The sequence below is a fragment of the Bifidobacterium sp. H6bp9 genome, assembly GCF_032193695.1.
Taxonomy (GTDB): Bacteria; Actinomycetota; Actinomycetes; order Actinomycetales; family Bifidobacteriaceae; genus Bombiscardovia; species Bombiscardovia kimbladii.
In genome coordinates, this window is record NZ_JASTZY010000002.1 from 208,035 (window position 1) to 225,875 (window position 17,841).

Annotated in this window: 15 protein-coding genes; 1 reads left to right on the top strand and 14 read right to left on the bottom strand. The window is 63.9% G+C overall.

From position 1 onward, the window contains the following. The 7 genes from sufD to aroC form a co-directional block, all read right to left on the bottom strand. Nucleotides 1-1,227 carry a Fe-S cluster assembly protein SufD gene (gene sufD / locus QRX40_RS04540; RefSeq protein WP_101432437.1) on the bottom strand — a complete coding sequence of 409 codons (1,227 nt, stop codon included), beginning with the start codon at nt 1,225-1,227 and terminating at the stop codon, nt 1-3. Continuing rightward, nucleotides 1,227-2,681 carry a Fe-S cluster assembly protein SufB gene (gene sufB / locus QRX40_RS04545; RefSeq protein WP_081581024.1) on the bottom strand — a complete coding sequence of 485 codons (1,455 nt, stop codon included), beginning with the start codon at nt 2,679-2,681 and terminating at the stop codon, nt 1,227-1,229. The genes sufD and sufB overlap by 1 nt, the downstream gene beginning before the upstream one ends. Nucleotides 2,682-2,941: 260 nt before the next feature. Further along, on the bottom strand, nt 2,942-4,606 hold the full coding sequence (locus tag QRX40_RS04550; RefSeq protein WP_313836592.1) for a CTP synthase: 1,665 nt from the start codon (nt 4,604-4,606) through the stop codon (nt 2,942-2,944). A gap of 65 nt (nt 4,607-4,671) precedes the next feature. Further along, nucleotides 4,672-7,215, bottom strand: coding sequence for an excinuclease ABC subunit UvrA (locus QRX40_RS04555; RefSeq protein ID WP_313836594.1), 2,544 nt, complete (start codon nt 7,213-7,215; stop codon nt 4,672-4,674). Beyond that, the gene (locus tag QRX40_RS04560) at nt 7,212-7,682 is read right to left on the bottom strand and encodes a type II 3-dehydroquinate dehydratase (protein ID WP_313836596.1); all 471 of its coding nucleotides are present in this window, start codon (nt 7,680-7,682) and stop codon (nt 7,212-7,214) included. Before QRX40_RS04560 ends, QRX40_RS04555 begins: the two co-directional genes overlap by 4 nt. Nucleotides 7,683-7,685: 3 nt before the next feature. Continuing rightward, nucleotides 7,686-9,317 carry a bifunctional shikimate kinase/3-dehydroquinate synthase gene (locus QRX40_RS04565; protein WP_313836597.1) on the bottom strand — a complete coding sequence of 544 codons (1,632 nt, stop codon included), beginning with the start codon at nt 9,315-9,317 and terminating at the stop codon, nt 7,686-7,688. A 13-nt stretch (nt 9,318-9,330) separates the two neighbouring features. Continuing rightward, nucleotides 9,331-10,524, bottom strand: a complete 1,194-nt coding sequence (aroC, locus tag QRX40_RS04570; RefSeq protein WP_313836599.1) for a chorismate synthase — start codon at nt 10,522-10,524, stop codon at nt 9,331-9,333. A 62-nt stretch (nt 10,525-10,586) separates the two neighbouring features. Between aroC and QRX40_RS04575 the strand changes: the two genes are divergently transcribed. Beyond that, nucleotides 10,587-11,060, top strand: coding sequence for a hypothetical protein (locus QRX40_RS04575; RefSeq protein WP_313836600.1), 474 nt, complete (start codon nt 10,587-10,589; stop codon nt 11,058-11,060). Between the two features lie 25 nt (nt 11,061-11,085). Here the strand turns inward: QRX40_RS04575 and mltG are convergent, their stop codons facing one another. The 7 genes from mltG to rpsD form a co-directional block, all read right to left on the bottom strand. Further along, a complete protein-coding gene (gene mltG, locus QRX40_RS04580) occupies nt 11,086-12,282 on the bottom strand; it encodes an endolytic transglycosylase MltG (RefSeq protein ID WP_313836602.1) in 1,197 nt (398 codons plus the stop codon). Then, the gene (gene ruvX, locus QRX40_RS04585; protein ID WP_313836604.1) at nt 12,283-12,765 is read right to left on the bottom strand and encodes a Holliday junction resolvase RuvX; all 483 of its coding nucleotides are present in this window, start codon (nt 12,763-12,765) and stop codon (nt 12,283-12,285) included. Between the two features lie 7 nt (nt 12,766-12,772). Beyond that, on the bottom strand, nt 12,773-15,454 hold the full coding sequence (gene alaS, locus QRX40_RS04590; RefSeq protein WP_313836605.1) for an alanine--tRNA ligase: 2,682 nt from the start codon (nt 15,452-15,454) through the stop codon (nt 12,773-12,775). Nucleotides 15,455-15,620: 166 nt separating this feature from the next. Next, nucleotides 15,621-15,860 (bottom strand): hypothetical protein, encoded by a 240-nt coding sequence (locus QRX40_RS04595; protein WP_101432447.1) that lies wholly within the window; start codon nt 15,858-15,860, stop codon nt 15,621-15,623. After that, complete coding sequence (locus QRX40_RS04600; protein WP_313836607.1) at nt 15,860-16,306, bottom strand: DUF948 domain-containing protein; 447 nt, start codon at nt 16,304-16,306, stop codon at nt 15,860-15,862. The genes QRX40_RS04595 and QRX40_RS04600 overlap by 1 nt, the downstream gene beginning before the upstream one ends. A gap of 92 nt (nt 16,307-16,398) precedes the next feature. Beyond that, on the bottom strand, nt 16,399-17,067 hold the full coding sequence (locus tag QRX40_RS04605; RefSeq protein WP_313836609.1) for a histidine phosphatase family protein: 669 nt from the start codon (nt 17,065-17,067) through the stop codon (nt 16,399-16,401). 92 nt (nt 17,068-17,159) lie between these two features. Then, on the bottom strand, nt 17,160-17,786 hold the full coding sequence (rpsD, locus tag QRX40_RS04610; protein WP_015021916.1) for a 30S ribosomal protein S4: 627 nt from the start codon (nt 17,784-17,786) through the stop codon (nt 17,160-17,162). Nucleotides 17,787-17,841 lie beyond the last annotated feature (55 nt).

Here is a 17,841-nt window from a genome sequence, read left to right on the forward strand (position 1 = left end):
TCAGTTCTCCTCCAAAACGTGCTGCATCTCTTGATCCTCGCCGGCCGCCAGCCTGCGGTCGATGACCCCCATCAGGTGCCCGGAGACGCTGGGGACGTCGATCTCCTCCACCAGTTCGCCGAAGAAGCCTCGAACCACCAGCTTGCGGGCCTCCTGCTCGGGGATGCCGCGGGACTGCAGGTAGAAGAGCTCCTCGTCGTCGAAGCGGCCGACCGAACTGGCATGGCCTGCCCCGATGATGTCGCCATTCTCGATCTCCAGGTTGGGCTCGGAATCGGCGATGGCCCCGGGGGTGAGCACCAGGTTTCGGTTGAGCTCGTAAGAGTCGGTTCCTGGCGCGGTGGGCTGAATGAGCGCGTTGCCCACCCAGGTGGTGTGTGCGCCTATTCCGTCCAGGGCCCCCTTGTAGACCACACGGGACTTGCAGTTGGGATGGTTGTGCACCACCATGGTCCGGTGCTCCATGTGCTGGCCGGGATCGACGAAGTAGATGCCCAGCATGTTCAGGTCGCCCTGCTCGCCGCCGAAGTCCTGGTCCATGCGCAGCCGCACGACATCGCCGCCCAGACTGACCACCGAGTGACGCAGGGAGGCCTCGGCTCCCAGGTGGATGCGGTGGTTGCCTATGTGCTTGCTGCCCTTGTCCCACTCCTGAATGAAGGTGGTCGACATCTGCGAATTGTCACCGATGTCGATTTCAACCCCCTCGGCCAGACGTGCCTGGCCCTGGTGTTCGACCACCAGATCGGCCTTGGTGCCCGCTTCGGCCTTGATGACCAGGTGGAAGGCATCCAGTTCGGGGCCGCCGCCGTTGACACGGACCAGCACAGGCTGATCCAGGGTGCCCCTGAGGTTGACCACAGTCGCCTGCTTGCCGCTGGCCCACTCCACAGCGGCCGCTCGGTCGCTGGGCTTGAGGACGGTGCCGCAGGGGGCCTGATCCATGGGAACCTGGCTGAAGCTGACCTGATCTGCAGGCGGTTCAGACCCGTCGATCATGGTGACTGAGACCTTGGTCAGGCCGCTGGGCTGGAAGACGGTGAAGAACTCCTCCATCCGGTCGATGGGGGTGAACCGCCAGTCATCCTGCTTGCGGGTGGGCATGGGGAAGTCGTCAGGGTTGAAGGAGCGGGGCTCCTTGTCGGCGCTGGACGGCATGGTGGCCGGGAAAGCATAGGGATCCTTGGGATCCGCATGCGGAATGGTTATTTCGCTGTTTTGTGACATCAGCCTACCGAACCCTCCATCTGCAATTCGACCAAGCGGTTGAGCTCCAACGCGTACTCCATGGGCAGCTGCCGGGAGATGGGTTCTACGAACCCGCGCACGATCATGCCCATGGCCTCCTTCTCCTCCAGGCCACGGCTCATCAGGTAGAAGAGCTGGTCCTCGGAAACCTTGGAGACGGTGGCCTCGTGGGCCATGGAGACGTCGTCCTCGCGGACGTCCACGTGCGGGTAGGTGTCCGAGCGGGAGTAGTCGTCCACCAGCAGGGCGTCGCAGACCACCGAGGAGGAGGACTTCTCGGCTCCCTTGATGATCTTGACCAGGCCCCGGTATGCGGCCCTTCCCCCGTTGCGGGAGATGGACTTGGAGACGATGGTGGAGGAGGTGTGGGGTGCCAGGTGGATCATCTTGGCGCCTGTGTCCTGGTACTGTCCCTTGCCGGCGAAGCCCAGGGAGAGGGTCTCGGCCTTGGCATAGGGCTCAGCCAGGATGCAGGCCGGGTACTTCATGGTCGCCTTGGATCCGATGTTGCCGTCAACCCACTCCATGGTGCCGCCCTCGCGCACATATGCACGCTGGGTGACCAGGTTGTAGACGTTGTTGGACCAGTTCTGGACCGTGGTGTAGCGCACGCGGGCGTGGGGCTCGACCACGATCTCCACGTTGGCCGCATGCAGGGAGTCGGTAGAGTAGATGGGGGCCGTGCAGCCCTCCACGTAATGGACGTAGGAGCCCTCGTCGGCGATGATCAGCGTGCGCTCGAACTGGCCCATGTTGGGCGTGTTGATGCGGAAGTAGGCCTGCAAGGGGATGTCCACATGGACGCCCTTGGGCACGTATACGAAGGAGCCGCCCGACCAGGCCGCCGTGTTCAGGGCGGCGAACTTGTTGTCGTCCGGAGGGATGACCGTGGCGAAGTACTTGCGGAAGAGGTCCGGGTACTCTTTCAGGGCCGTGTCCGTATCCAGGAAGATGACCCCCTGTTTGCGCAGATCGTCGCGGATGGAGTTGTAAATCACCTCGGACTCATACTGGGCGGCCACGCCGGAGACCAGCCGCTTCTTCTCGGCCTCGGGAATGCCCAGCCGGTCATAGGTGGTGCGGATGTCGTCGGGCAGGTCCTTCCAGTCCTTGGCCTGCTCCTTCAAAGGCTTGACATAGTACTTGAAGTCGTCGGCATCGAACCCGCTCAAATCCACGCCCCACTTGGGCATGGGCTTCTCCATGAAGGCCCGATAGCCCTTGAGACGCATCTGCAGCATCCAGTCAGGCTCGCCCTTGTCGGCCGAGATGGCCCGGACCACGTCCTCGTCGATGCCCTTGTGGGCGTTGCGCCCGGCATCGTCGGAGTCGTGCCAGCCATAGGTATAGTCGCCGAACTCGGAGATGATCTGGTCGTCTTTTTTGATTTTCTCTTCATTGACGCGGGAGCGGTCGGCCACGTACTGGCTCATTTCCACATCCCGCGATGTGTCTGTCCGCTGCGAGGTGCTGTCCACGAGCTGAGACCTCCTAACACACGCACGGCCGCCATATGCGGCCGATCACACCTTTACAGAATAACCAGGACAGTAGTAAACCGCCAGACCTGGGCTTACGCTCTCTAAGGAATCCAGCCGGCCCTCTTGACAAAGCCGTCGATACGGACGATCGCCCGCTTCCCTGCGAGAGGGAAACGAGCGATCATACCGAAAATGTTCGAAAAGGATCGGCCTCAGGCCGCCTCCTGGCCTCCGTGCTCCAGGCTGGCCTTGACCAGGCCGGTGAAGAGGGGGTGCGGCTTGGTGGGCCGGGACTTGAACTCGGGGTGAGCCTGGGTGCCCACATAGAAGGGGTGCTGGTCCTGGGAGAGCTCCACGAACTCGGTCAGCTGCCCGTCCGGGCTGGTACCCGAGATGTGCAGGCCAGCCTTGTCCAGCCGCTCCTTGTAGGCCACGTTGACCTCATAGCGGTGGCGGTGGCGCTCGGAGATCTCGGTGGAACCATAGAGCCGGGCCACCAGGGAGTCGGGCTTGAGCACTGCCGGGTAGGCGCCGAGCCGCATGGTGTGGCCCATATCGCCATGGCCGGCCACGATGGCCTTCTGCTCCTCCATGGTGGCGATGACCGGGTTCTCACAGTCAGGCTCGAACTCCGAGGAGTTGGCGTCCTCCAGACCCAGGACGTGACGGGCGAACTCGATGACCATGGACTGCAGGCCCAGGCAGAGCCCCAGGGCGGGCAGGCCGGTCTCACGGGCGTAGCGCAGGGCGCCGATCTTGCCTTCGATGCCGCGGATGCCGAAACCTCCGGGGACCACGATGCCGTCCACGCCCTCCAGGGCCTTGCGGGCGCCGTCCATGGTCTCGCAGGTGTCGGCGGCCACCAGCTTGACCTGGACCTGGGACCGGTTGGCGAAGCCGCCGGCCTTCAGGGCCTCGATGACCGACAGGTAGGCGTCAGGCAGGTCGATGTACTTGCCCACGATGGCGATGGCCACCTTGGTGCGGGGGTTGTGGACCCGGTCCAGCAGATCCTCCCACTCGTTCCAGTCGACGTCGTGGAAGGGCAGTCCCAGCTTGCGCACCACGTAGGCATCCAGACCCTCCTTGTAGAGGATCTTGGGCACGTCGTAAATGCTGGGCGCATCCACGCAGTTGACCACGCCCTCGGCATCCACGTCGCACATCAGGGAGATCTTGTCCTTGATGCCCTGGTTGAGCGGCCGGTCCGAGCGCAGCACCAGGGCGTCGGGGGCGATGCCCAGCTGGCGCAGGGCCATGACCGAGTGCTGGGTGGGCTTGGTCTTGAGCTCGTGGGCGGCGGCCACGTAGGGCACCAGGGAGACATGGACGAACATGCAGTTGTCCGGGCCGATGTCCCGACGCACCTCGCGGGCGGCCTCCATGAAGGGTTGGGACTCGATGTCGCCTACGGTCCCGCCGATCTCGGTGATGATCACGTCCACGTCATCGCTGGCCTGGGCCCGCATGCGGCTCTTGATCTCGTTGGTCACGTGGGGAATGACCTGGACGCACTGGCCCAGGTACTCCCCCGCCCGCTCCTTGCGCAGGACGGACTGGTAGATCTGGCCGGTGGTCACGTTGGCCTTCTGGGAGAGGAAGACATCGGTGAAACGCTCATAGTGGCCGATGTCCAGGTCGGTCTCGGCCCCGTCCTCGGTCACGTAGACCTCGCCGTGTTGGAAGGGGTTCATGGTCCCCGGATCGACGTTGATGTAGGGATCCAGCTTCTGTTGAAGAACGCGGATTCCGCGACTTCTCAGCAGTCGGCCCAGAGAGGATGCGGTCAGCCCCTTGCCCAGTGAAGAGACCACGCCGCCGGTGACGAAAATGTGTTTGGTGATATGCCCTTGCGAATTTCCATGTTCTCTGACCATGGAACTTCAGCCTATCAGGCAGGAGCGACCAGAAAGCGGCCAACACTCGAGGAGAAGGGACGGATTCAGGCACGGCTCAGATGCAGGTGGTCGGCCAGGTAGCGGCCGGTCACTGAATCCGGGTTACGGGCCACTGATTCAGGGTCGCCCTGGGCCACGATGCTCCCGCCACGGTCGCCGCCGCCCGGGCCCATATCGACCACATGGTCGGCATTGGCGATCATGTCCAGATCGTGCTCGATGAAGACCACTGTGGCCCCCTTGCTGACCAGGCGCTCCAGCACCCCGATCAGGACTCGCACATCCAAGGGATGCAGGCCGGTGGTGGGTTCGTCCAGGACGAACATGGAGCCATTCTGCCTGCGGCCCAACTCGTTGGAGAGCTTCAGCCGCTGGGCCTCCCCGCCAGACAGGGATGGGGTGTCCTCCCCCAGGGTCAGGTAGTCCAGGCCCAGGTCCTTTAAGGTCTGCAAGCCTCGGCGGATGGCCGTGTACTCGCGGCCCTGCGCGAAGACCTCCAAGGTCCGGCCCACCTCCATGGCCAGCAGATCAGGCAGGCTCATAGACTCCGGGTGTGCCGGCGTCGACAGGCGGTAGTGTTCGGCCTCCGGACGGTACCGCCGACCATGGCAGCTGGGGCAGGTGATGGGAATGTCGGGCAGGAACTGCACGTCCAGGCTGATCTGCCCGGTTCCGTCGCACTGGGGGCAGCGCAGGGATCCTGTGTTGTAGGAGAATGCCGAGAGGCCCAGCTTGTCCTTTTTCGCCTGGTCAGTGGCCGCGAAGAGACGGCGCAGCCGATCCATCAGCCCCGAATAGGTGGCCACTGTGGAGCGCACGTTGATGCCTATGGGCGAGGAATCCACCAAGCGGACCCTGTCGATGCCGGCCGGGTCCAGACTGTGCACATGCTTGGGCATGGGGTCGCCCTGGATGCGGGCCTGCAGGGCCGGGACCAGAGACTCCAGGATCATGGTGGTCTTGCCGGAGCCGGATACACCGGTCACCGCCGTCATGCATCCACGCGGAATGGCCAGGTCCAGAGGATGGACCGTATGAATGGGCCCTGACTGCATGCGGATCCAGTCACGCTCTGCAGGCATGGGATGCCGATCCCGAACCAAAACGGGCTCGCTGCCATCCAAAAAACCGGCGATGCGCGAGTCCTGATCAGCGGCGATTCGCTCAGGAGCCCCCTGGGCCAGGATCCTGCCACCGCGCTCCCCTGCTCCGGGACCCATTTCGATCAGATAGTCGGCTGATTGCAACACCTTGACGTCATGGTCGACGAAAACCACCGAATTGCCGTCGGCCAGCAGGTCGCGCATGACCCCTATCAGCCCCTCCAGGTTGGCAGGATGCAGACCGGTCGAGGGCTCGTCCAGCACATAGAGCACACCGGTGGTCTCATTGCGGACAGCCCTGGCCAACTGGGCCCGCTGCCGCTCCCCGGTAGACAGCGAGGCGCTGGAGCGGTCCAGGGTCAGGTAGCTCAGGCCCAGCTGGATCAACCGCCTGCCCATCTCATCCAATGTCTTGCAGAGGGCCGAAGCCATGGGCTGCATGGGTTCAGGCAGCGTGGGCGGCAGCTGCCGACCCCAGTCCAGCACCTTATCCAGGGGCCAGGAGGTGACCTCTGCCAGATTGTCGCCGTTGATCTGAGGCAGACGCGCCCGCTGGTTGAGGCGGGTGCCCTGGCAGTCCGGGCAGGTCCGCTCGGTCAGGAACTTGGCCACCTTGGCCAAACGCTTGTCGTCGTTGGCCCTCTTGAGCTCCTCGGTCACGGTCAGCCGTGCGTTGCGGAAGGTGAAGTCCAGCTCGTGGACCCCCTTGATCGAAGTAATGGTGATGTGCTTCTTCTCGGCCGGCCCCTCGAAGACGATCCTCCGCTCCCGATCGGTCAGATCCCGCCAGGGCACGTCGGTGCGGACTCCGAACTCGCGAACGATGTCGGGCTGGACGTTGAAGCCGAAAGTCCTCCAGGGCACCACGGCCCCCTGGTCGATGGTCAGGCTGTCGTCGGGGACCAGGGTGGCATCGTCCACCTCGCGCACGGTCCCGGTCCCCTGGCAGGTGGGGCAGGCTCCCAGGGAGTTGAAGGCCAGCTCCTCGGCGCTGGGAGGCTCCACCTTAGCGCTGCAGATCGGGCAGGTTATGGGCATCTCGGCTGCGACAGCCAGGGTGGGCTCCTGGCGATGGCCATTGGGGCAGACGTGGCTGGACAGCCGGGAGAACATCAGCCGGAGCACGTTAAGCAGTTCCGTGGCGGTGCCGAAGGTGGAGCGCATGCCGCCCACGCCCGGCCGCTGACGCAGGGCCAGGGCGGGGGGCAGGAAGCGCACCGACTCCACCTGGGGACGCTGGGCCTGGGTCATCCGCCTCCTGGTGTAGGTGGACAGGGACTCCAGGTAGCGGCGGGAGCCTTCGGCATAAAGGACCCCCAGAGCCAGGGAGGACTTGCCGGAGCCCGAGACCCCGGCGATGCCCACCAGGTGATTCAAAGGAATGTCGACATCCAGGTTGCGCAGATTGTGAACCCGGGCGCCGCGAACAAGGATGGCCTTGGGCGGTGCGGAGATTTTCTTGCTGGTCTCCCCGCTGTCGCTCATGCGGTCTCCAGCAGGTGGGCCACAGCTTCCAGGGCCAGCCGGTAGCCGTAGAAGCCCATGCCGGTGATGGTGCCGGTGGCTACCGGCGAGATGACGCTGCGTCGGCGGAAGGCCTCCCGGGATGAAGGATTGGAAATATGGACCTCCATCAGCGGAAGCCCTGCCTGGGTGACCTGGACGGCGGCATCGGCAAGCCCATAGCTGTAGTGGGTGAAGGCGGCCGGGTTGAGCACTACGGCACTGCCTTGGTCCACTGCCTGATGCATCCAGCGGATGACCTGGCCCTCGTCATCTGATTGCAGCATCTGGACATCCAGACCCAGCTGCAGACCCCATTGTTCGCAGTCCCGGGTCAGCGTCGCCAGATCCTGGCGACCGTAGACATCAGGGTCCCGCACACCCAGCCGACCCAGGTTGGGTCCGTTGACCACCAGAACCGTCTGCCTGCCCTTGTCGGCATCCGCCATATGTCATTCCTCCTTGCGTATGGCCTGGAAGGCCTCCTTGAGCGCCGAGACCGGCGGGTCGTCCAGGTGGGTGGGTTTGCCCAAACCATCAAGAATGATAAACCTCAACTTGTTGCCACGGGCCTTTTTGTCCCGATGCATGAGGGCCAGCACCTGGTCGAAGTCGCCCCCGTTCCACCAGGTTCTCAGTCCCAGGGAGGACAGAAGCTGCCGGTGGTAGTCGACCGCATCCTGATCCAGATGGCCGGTGATCCTGGCCAGCTCGGCTGCGAAAACCATGCCCACGGACACTGCCTGGCCATGCCGCCAGGTGAAGTGTTCGATCTTCTCGATGGCGTGGCCCAGGGTGTGGCCGTAGTTGAGGAACTCCCGCAAGCCCGACTCCTTGAGGTCCACTGAGACGTGCCGGGCCTTGACCTCTACGGTGCGTTCGATCAGATCCTGGACCACCGTGCCAAGCCACTGGTCGGACTCCTGTCCGTCGAAGGAACGAAGGGACTCAGCCCGCTCCTCCAGCTCGCGCAGGATGCCTCCGTCCATGATGAACCCGGACTTGGCCACCTCGCCCAAGCCTTCTACAAAGATGTCATTGGGCAGGGTCCGCAGGGTCCGCAGATCAGCCAGGACGCCGGCAGGGGTGTAGAAGCTGCCGACCAGATTCTTGCCCTGCTCCAGGTTGATGCCGGTTTTGCCTCCGGTGGAGGCATCGACCATGGCCAGCAGGGAGGTGGGGCAGTTCACATAGCGGATGCCCCGCATCCAGGTGGCGGCGATGAACCCGGCCTGGTCTGTGGCCGCTCCACCGCCCAGTCCCACAACCGCGTCGGAACGGGTGAAGCCCTCGGTGGCCAGACGCTCCCAGATGCCCTGGCTGACCTGGATGGTCTTGCCGGCCTCTGCGTCGGGAATGGTAAGATCCACCACCTGATACCCGGCCTGGCGAAGCAGGGCCCGGGCATGGTCGGAATGACGCTGGACCGGCTGGGTGTGGATCAGGGCCACACGCATGGTCTGGTCGCCAAGCAGCTCGTGCAGTCGCCCGGTCACCCCTGCTCCGATCCTCACGTCGTAGGGGTCGGGACCGCTGACGTGAACAACCCGCTCAGTCAAGGCATCGGCCAGCCGTCTGGCCAGGGCCCGGGGGGTGGTGTTTCTGGATTTAAGGGTGATGGTGGCCAGCTCCTGGTAGACGCTGCGACGCTCACGATAGAGAGCCATCCAGCGCTCCGATGCGCCGCCGCGTAGAAGGGGGCGATGATCCGACCGAGCTGCTCGGCTGACCCCCTCCTCGGGGTCGACTTCCAGGTAGACCACAGCGCCTCCTGCCAGCCGATAGTCCTGCAGCGCCTGGAAGACCTCGGTGCTCATGGGAGCGCCTCCTCCCAGGGACAGGATGCCGCCAGGAAAGTCCTTCAAGAGGTCCAGGACCGTCCTGGTCTCCATGCCGCGGAAAGCCTGCTCGCCCTGAGTATCGAAGATCCCGCTGACCGATTGGCCTGCTTCCTCCTCGATGCACTGGTCCGTATCCCGGAAGGGCGCCTTGATCAGGGCGGCCGTCTCCCTGCCCAGCCGGGTCTTGCCCGCACCGGGCATGCCGATGACGACGGCCTTGGGCATGCTGCTGCTTTCAATCATGGAAGTCCGCCCCTCACCGTAGATGCTCGGGCCAGGACTGGAGGTAGGCCTGGGCGTTGCGCCGAACCTCCTCAAGCGAGTCGCCGCCGAACTTCTCCAAGACGAATCGCGCCAGGGTCAGGTTCATCATGGCTTCGCCGATCACTGCTGCAGCAGGCACGGCGGTCACGTCGGAACGCTGATGGATGGCCTGGGCAGGCTGGCCGGTGGCCACATCCACCGTGCGCAGGGCCCGGGGCACCGAGGAGATGGGCTTCATGGCGGCCCTGACCCTGATGGGCTGGCCGTTGGACGTGCCGCCCTCCAAGCCTCCTGCGTGGTTGCTGAGTCTGCGGATGGTGCCGTCCGGACCGGGCTCCATCTCGTCATGGGCCTGCGAGCCGGGGCGATCAGCCTCACTGAAACCATCGCCGATCTCCACGCCCTTGATGGCCTGAATGCCCATGAAGGCGCTGGCCAGGGCAGCATCCAGACGGCGATCGTCCTCCACATAGGTGCCCAGACCTGCCGGCACACCATAGGCAATAACCTCGAAGACTCCTCCGGCGGTGTCGCCGTCCTTCTTGATCTGGTCGATCCTGGCCATCATCCGCTTCTCGGCATTCTTATCCAAGGTCCTGACCGGCGAGGCATCCAGGGCAGGTCCGTCCTCAGGGCCGGGCGTGACTTCATGGCCCTCCCGGCCGACCCCGGCTATGGAAATGACATGGGAGACGGTCCGTATGCCCAAAGCCTGCTGAAGGAAGTCGGCAGCCACCGATCCCAGGGCCACCCGGGAGGCGGTCTCCCTGGCCGATGAGCGCTCAAGGACTGGGCGCGCATCCGTGAACCCGTACTTGCGCATGCCGGTCAGATCGGCGTGGCCGGGCCTGGGCCTGGTCAGCGGGGCGTTGCGGCCGGTCGCCGGAGGCTCCTGGTCGGCAGGCAGCTCGTCCACGCTCATGATCCGCTCCCACTTGGGCCACTCCGTATTGCCGATCTCGATGGCCACCGGAGAGCCGAGCGTCCGTCCATGTCTGACCCCGGTCAGCAGCCGAACCCGATCCTGTTCAAAGCCCATCCTGGCTCCGCGTCCATAGCCCAGCCGGCGACGTGCCAGGGCTGATTCGATGTCCTTGGTGGACACGGCGACCCCTGCGGGCAGACCTTCCATCATGGCCACCAGGGCCTCTCCGTGGGATTCCCCTGCCGTCTGCCAGCGCAACATATTCAAGCTCCTCGTTCGTTCCTCGTTTGCCAGGTTAGGGCTACGTATGATTATCTTAGAAGATGGTCTACCTCATCCCAGCGCCGGGACTGCTGACCGCCCTCCTCCTGGCCCTGATCGACATCCGCTCTCGGCGAGTCCCACGTCTTCCAGTGCTCTTGGGACTGGTTCTGCAGACTGTGACCCTGCTGGTCTTTTCACTGTTCCAGGCTCAGCCGATGCTGCTGGTGCAGTGCCTGCTGCTGACTCTGGCCTCTGCAGGCCTTCAGCTCCTGCTGGCCCTGATCCGACCCGGCGCCCTGGGGCTGGGCGACGTGACGGCCACAGGTCTGGTGGCCCTGAGCCTGTCAGTTCTGGGATGGGCAACGATTCTGGTCTGGTGGGCGATGATGGGGCTGCTGGGGCTGATTGCCTTGGCACTGGCCTGGTTGGCTCGTCGGCGTGGTTCGGCCGGAACACGCAACCCGCTCTCGCTGGCCTACGTCCCGGTCATCCTCGCCGCAGCAGTAGCGGCCCTGATCATTGACGCCGTCTAGGCAATTGCGGTCCAAGAGCAGGGCGCTAGTCGTTCTGCTCGTTGTGCCGGGATTCCCAGGCCTTGTATTCCTTTACGTCGCGGTTGAACTGATCCTGGTTGTCGCTGAACCTGGTCTCTCCCGTGTCCAAGTTGACAGTCACGAAATAGAGCCAGTTGCCCGACTCCGGGTGCATGGCCGCCTGGATGGCCTCGTCTCCCGGGCTGCCGATGGGGCCTGGAGGCAGGCCCTGGTGGACCCTGGTGTTGTAGGGGTCGCCGGCGTTCTGCAACATGGCGTCGGTCAGCTTCAAGGCCGAGACATTATTGGAGTAGGCCACCGTGCTGTCCATGCCCAAGGGCATTCCCTTGGCCAAGCGGTTGTCGATGACCCTTGCCACCTTGCCGTAGTATTCCGATTTGTTGACCTCGGCTTCGGTAATCGAGGCTGTATTCAGGATGGTCTGCCGTTCCTGACCTCCGGGTACGCCCAGCTGATCCAGATGCTCAATACGCTTGGAGACCAGGTTGGTCAGGATGGCCTTGGCCGACCCGGCCTTGCGCACATCGTACTCCCCGGGCTGCAGCCAGCCTTCAAAGTCTCCCTGGGCCTCCTGGGGCAGAATCCCCTCCCCCTTGGCTTGAACCAAGGCATCGAATTCGCTCTGCGGCACACCAGAGAGCTGAGCGGCCCTGGCAATCACATCACGTACCCGCTCGCCGGCCCGCACCTGCAGGAAGCCGCCTGCCTTGTTCCGGTCAGTCAGAATGGTCACGACATCGGAGGCTTTCATTCGCAGACGAAGATCGAAGGTGCCGGGCACCAGCCTGGACTCGGATTGGGCGCTGGTGATGGCGTGCAAAAAGGCCTCCGTGGACTTGACCACTCCAGCCTTGACCAGGTTGGCACCGACCTGATCAGCCCCCTGGCCGCTCTCGATCGTGAACTCCACCGGCGCTCCGCCAGGGCCGGGATAATCAGGGGCGACCTCCTTGGTGGCTACGATCCTGGGAGTTCCATGGCGTAGCCCGCCCACCAGAATCACCACGCAGGAGGCAGCAACCACCACGGCCAAAGCTATGAGGAGAACCATGATCCGCTGACGGCGCTGGCGACGTTCACGCCGACGACGCATCTCACGACGCGAACGAGGAGGGCGCGGCGGCAAAGCGGAGACCGGGGCTTGCCCATCGGCCACCCACTGGACCTTATCCTGGAAGAATTCCTGCATGTCGTCGGCCAATTACCACTCCTTGTCGGCACGTTGGTTGTCCAGGGCCGACTGCAGCAGCACAACAGCGGACTGCTGATCGACCACAGGACGATGTCTTCGCCCGTCCACGCGGGCATCGTATAGCTGACGATGGGCGCTGACGGTCGTCAGTCGTTCGTCTCGCAATACTACACTGGGCAGCTGGTCAGGGGCAATGTCGGCATCCCGGGCAGCCTCCTGAAGGCGTCCGGTCAAGGCGCGCACCCAACGGGACGCCTTTTTGGCGCTGCGACCAGCCTGACCGCTCAGGAGCAGAGGATATCCGACAACGACCCTGGACACGCTTTTGTCCAGGATCAGGTCTTCCACCTGGTCCAGGGCCTGGAAGTAGTCGCCCTGAACCCTGATGTTGCCAGCGGGAAAGGCCAGGGTCAGCTCCGGATCCGACAGGGCCAGACCCACCCTGGCTTCGCCAAGATCCACCCCCAGCCATACGGCTGTATGTGATCGCACGGGAAGCTCAGCCCTCTCGTACCTGATCACTCAGGGCTTGCAAGGCCCGATCAATAGCCGAGGCATCCTGACCGCCGCCCTGGGCGAAGTCAGGCTTGCCTCCTCCGCCGCCTCCCAGGACCTTGGAGGCTGTCCTGACCAGGTCGCCAGCCCTGAGGCCGCGATCACGGGCAGCCTGATTGGTGGCTACGAAGATGACCGGCTTGTCATCCTCGCTGACACCGGCCAGGGCGACCACAACCGGGTACTCCTCGCCCATGCGGGCCCGCAGGTCGGTCACCGTCTTGCGCAGGGCATCCACAGAACCGAAACGGCCCATATTCCGGGATGCGATCTTGACATCTTCCGGGGCATGCAGGGCCTGGTTGGCCAGTTCGGGCACAGCCTGGGCCATCTGCTGCTCATAGGTGGCCGCCAGTCGGCGGTCAGACTCCTTGAGCTTGGCCAGCAGGGCCGAGATTCTGGATTCCAGCTCATCGGGGCGGGCGTTGAGCTTGTCTGAAAGCTGTGAGACCAAGGCGTGCTCGCGGGCGTTGTACTCGTAGGCCCCTTGGCCCACTACAGCATCAACGCGACGAACGCCGGTGCCCACCGAGGCCTCGGACATGATGGAGACCGCGCCGATCTTGCCCACGTGATCCACATGGGTTCCCCCGCAAAGCTCCCGGCTCCAGCCGTCCTCGCCTATGGAGACCACACGGACCACATCGCCGTACTTCTCCCCGAACAGATGCATGGCACCCAGGGCGATAGCGTCGTCGTACTTCATCTCCTGAGCGGTCACAGCCAGGTTGTCACGCAGGCGATCGTTGACACGGGATTCCACCGCATCCATGGCCTGGCGGCTGGGGGCCTGCGACCACTGGAAGTCAAAACGCAGCCTGTTGGGCGCATCCTCGGAGCCGCGCTGTGTGGCCTGGGGGCCCAACTCCTCGCGCAGGGCCTTGTGAACCATGTGCGTAGCAGTGTGCGAACGCGCAATGGCCCCACGCCGGTTCCGGTCAATGGTGGCCGTAACCTTGGCCTGCAGGGTCAACGTTCCCTCGGTCAGCCGGCAGCGGTGGACGGTCAGCCCCTTGACGGGGTTCTGCACATCGTCCACCTCCAGGACGGCCCCGTCGTCGGTCAGGATCTCACCCTGGTCGGCCAGCTGGCCACCGGCCTCGGCGTAGAAGGGCGAGCGGTCCAAAATCACCTCAACCTGAGCAGGTGCCTTGACGGCCGGAACCGCGCCCTTGCCCTCCTGAATGATGCCCAGGACGGTCGAGCGGCTGGAAAAGTCGGTGTAGCCCAGGAAGACCTGAGGCTCGTCCAGTGTCTTGCGCATATCGTCGTAGACGCTCAGATCCACGTTGTGCCGCTTCTTCATGGCATCGGCGCGGGCCCTGGACTTCTGCTCGTTCATGAGCTTTCGGAATTCGTCCTGATCCACCTTGACGCCCTGCTCGGCAGCCATCTCCAGGGTCAGCTCGATGGGGAACCCATACGTGTCATGCAGGGTAAAGGCATCCTTGCCGGAGACTTCGGGATCACCCTTGTCTTTCTTGGCCTTGTTGACGGCTGTGTCCAGGATGGTGGTTCCCTTGTCCAGAGTCCGGCGGAAGGCCAGCTCCTCGCCGTAGGCCGATTCGGCCACTTCGGAGAAGGTGTCGTTGAGCTCTGGGTAGCTGGGGGCCATGGCCTCCTTGGAAACCGGGAAGAGCTGGGGCAGGACCTCCTGGTCCACGCCCAGCATCTTCATGGAGCGGATGGTCCGGCGCAGCAGACGGCGCAGCACGTAGCCACGGCCGACGTTGCTGGGGCGGACGCCGTCGCTCATGATCATCAAAGCCGAGCGGACATGGTCGGCCACCACACGGAAGCGCACGTCATCCTGGGCATCGTCGCCGTAGTGCCGACCAGACAGGCTCTCGGCAGCCTGGATGACGGGGTAGACCTCGTCAGTCTCGTAAATGTTCTGCTTGCCTTGAAGCAGGTAGGCCAGCCGCTCCAGGCCGGCGCCGGTGTCGATGTTCTTGTGCTCCAGCTCCCCCACGATGTGCAGGTCGGTCTTGGAGCGGACATTGTCCACCTCGTAGTTTTCGAAGACCAGATCCCAGATCTCGATGTACCGGTTCTCGTCTGCCGAGGGGCCGCCCTCCTTGCCATAGGCAGGGCCGCGGTCCACGTAAATTTCGGAGCAGGGGCCGCCGGGGCCGGGGCCGCCAGTGGTCCAGAAGTTGTCCTCCATGCCCAGGATCTCCATGTGCTCGGGGTCGAAGCCCTCGTTCTTCCACAGGGAGCGGGCCTCTTCGTCATCGGTGTAGGTGGTCACCCAGATCGTATCGGGGTCGAAGCCGTAGCCGCCCTGGTCCTGGGGCTTGGTCAGCAGGTCCCAGGCGTAGTGGATGGCCTCCTCCTTGAAGTAGTCTCCGAAGGAGAAGTTGCCCAGCATCTGGAAGAAGGTGCCGTGACGGGTGGTCTTGCCCACCTCGTCGATGTCCAGGGTGCGCACGCACTTCTGGTTGCTGGCCATCCGGCTCCTGGGCGGGGTCTGCTCCCCCAGCAGATAGGGGATGAAGGGGACCATGCCGGCGATGGTGAAGAGCGTGGTGGGATTGGGCGAGATCAGGGAGGCGGAGGGAACCACCAGATGATCCTTGCCCTGGAAATAATCGAGGAAACGCTTGGCGATTTCCGATGTGCGCATGCTGCTTCTGCTCCTTCAGACCCGTTGAACGCCGAGGGGATTGCGGGTTGTCCAAATGACTCGGTTGTCCGGGGCGCGAACAAGTCGCCCGCACTCCGGACTCATAGCTGAATATGGTGATTTTACACCGGCCAGGCGCATCTGTCCTGGCCTGTCCGCCCCAGGCTCAGCCCTGGAAACGGTCCAGATAGCGGCGGTCCAGCTCCTCCTGCCGCTGGTGCATTGTCTGGGTGAACTGGCGCACCAGGCCGGACAGGGTCCGTGAAGCCACCTGGTCCTGATCCTCGCCCAGCACGAATTCCCTTGCACGCTTGGGGGTATTGGCCCTGACATAGGCCTCGGCCTTGGTCACCAGGACCACGCCTGCCGTGACGCCCAGCCCCATCCAGAAGATCCGTTTGAACATCAGCGGGTCCTCCCCTCGTTCCCTTGGCCGTCATTGGCCTTTTGTGCGGTGGACTTTTGTGCGGTGGAGGACTTGGATTCGGCGCTGTTGCGGCCTCCTGAAAGGAATGACGAGATCGTCTTGCGCAGGGCGTAGAAGAAGGCCGCCACTTTGATGACCGGCTTGCCCAGCATTGATCCATACAGGTCTGTCAGGGCGCCAACGTTGCCTGCCGTGGTCGAAGCCGCTGCTGAGATGCGATTGACGTCAGTCAGGGTCTGGTTGAGCTGGGTGACCGTGCTGGTAGACTCGTCCAGGGTGGGCACGACATGGTCGCCCGCCTGCTTGATGGTCTGCGCCAGCTGATCGAAGAGCTTCCCCAGACGAATCAGGGGATAGATCAGAAACCCCGCCAGGATAGCGAAGGCAATGGCCGCTATCAGGCCGGCAATCTGTCCTACGTCCATCTGCTACCTCTCTTCCATTGGTACGATACTGGGGACAACGCTAGCACGCGCCGTCTATCAGTCCAGGCCATGACTAGCCTATTGAAGCCGGTTCATTGATTGAAGGACCGGACCTGGAGGGCGCGGTCAAAGGGGGCCTCCGTATCGAAGTCGAATATGGTGACACTTCCATTGCTTGGGCGACTGCTGGTGTCGTAACGCCCGCCGCCGAAGCGGTTGACCAGACTGAGCAAGGTGTTGCCGTGCGAGATCAGCAGGACGCGGTCGGCATTCTTCAGATGCGGGTCGGCGGCGATCAGGGCGAATCCGCCGGCAATGCGAGTCCAGTACTCGCTGTCGGACTCGGCATCGCCAAAGGGGTCGGCCTGCTTGAGGAAGTCCCTGGTGGCGGCCAGACCGAACTGGTCCACAATCTGCTGGTAGGTGCCTGCTCCATGAGGCGCGCCTGCGGCCCACCAGGCCATGGCCATGTCCTGCCCCTCGAAGTAGCCGTAGAACTGCTCGCGGAAGTGGCTGTCGCTGACCGGCTCAGGCTTCTTCTCCGACTGGTTCTGGGCCAGGATCCTGCGGACTGTCTCCTGGGCGCGTGTGGTGTCCGAGCAGTAGGCTGCCGCAAAGCTCACCTTGCTTAATTTCTGGCCCGCACGGTCGGCATCCTCCAGCCCCGATAAGGTCAAGGGTGAATTGGACCAGCCCTGGAGACGGTTGTAACGATTGAAATAGGTCTGCCCATGGCGGACGGCATACAGATGGAGCAACATGTCCCTATTATCCCACCCATACCTATGAAGGAGTGGCAGATCCTGACACGCAAAGGGCCCCGGACGAACCGGGGCCCCAAAGTTCCTGGTGGTCAGCGAGCGTAGAACTCGACCACGTACTGGATGTTGATCTGAACCGGGATCTCCTCCGGCTCGGGCTTGCGGACCAGGCTGGCCTTCAGGGAGGCCAGGTCCACGTCCAGGTAGCCGGGGACCGCGGGCAGCACGTCCCGGTGGACGCCTTCTGCGGCGATCTGGAAGGGCACCATGGTCTGGCTCTTGGGCTTGACCTGGATGGTCTGGCCGGGCTTGACCCTGTAGGAGGGGCGGTCCACGATGTTGCCGTCGACCAGGATGTGGCGGTGAACCACGTACTGACGGGCCTGGGCGGTGGTGCGGGCGATGCCGGCGCGCAGGACCAGGTTGTCCAGGCGGCACTCCAGCTCGCGAAGCATGGCGGCACCGGTCTGGCCGGACTCGTGGGTACCCCGCTCATAGGCGGCGCGCAGCTGCTTCTCGGAGACACCGTACTGAGCGCGCAGCCTCTGCTTCTCGCGCAGACGGACAGCGTAGTCGGACTCGGTGCGTCGGCGGCTGCGGCCGTGCTCGCCGGGGCCATAGGGGCGCTTCTCGAACAGGCGCTGGGCCTTAGGGGTCAGGGCGATGCCCAGAGCGCGGGACAGGCGAACCTGGCGGCGCGCACGCTGAATGTTAGTCATTGATGCAATCCTTACTTGCTTCTGTCGTTATCTGAACGAAGACGGCCGGAACCGT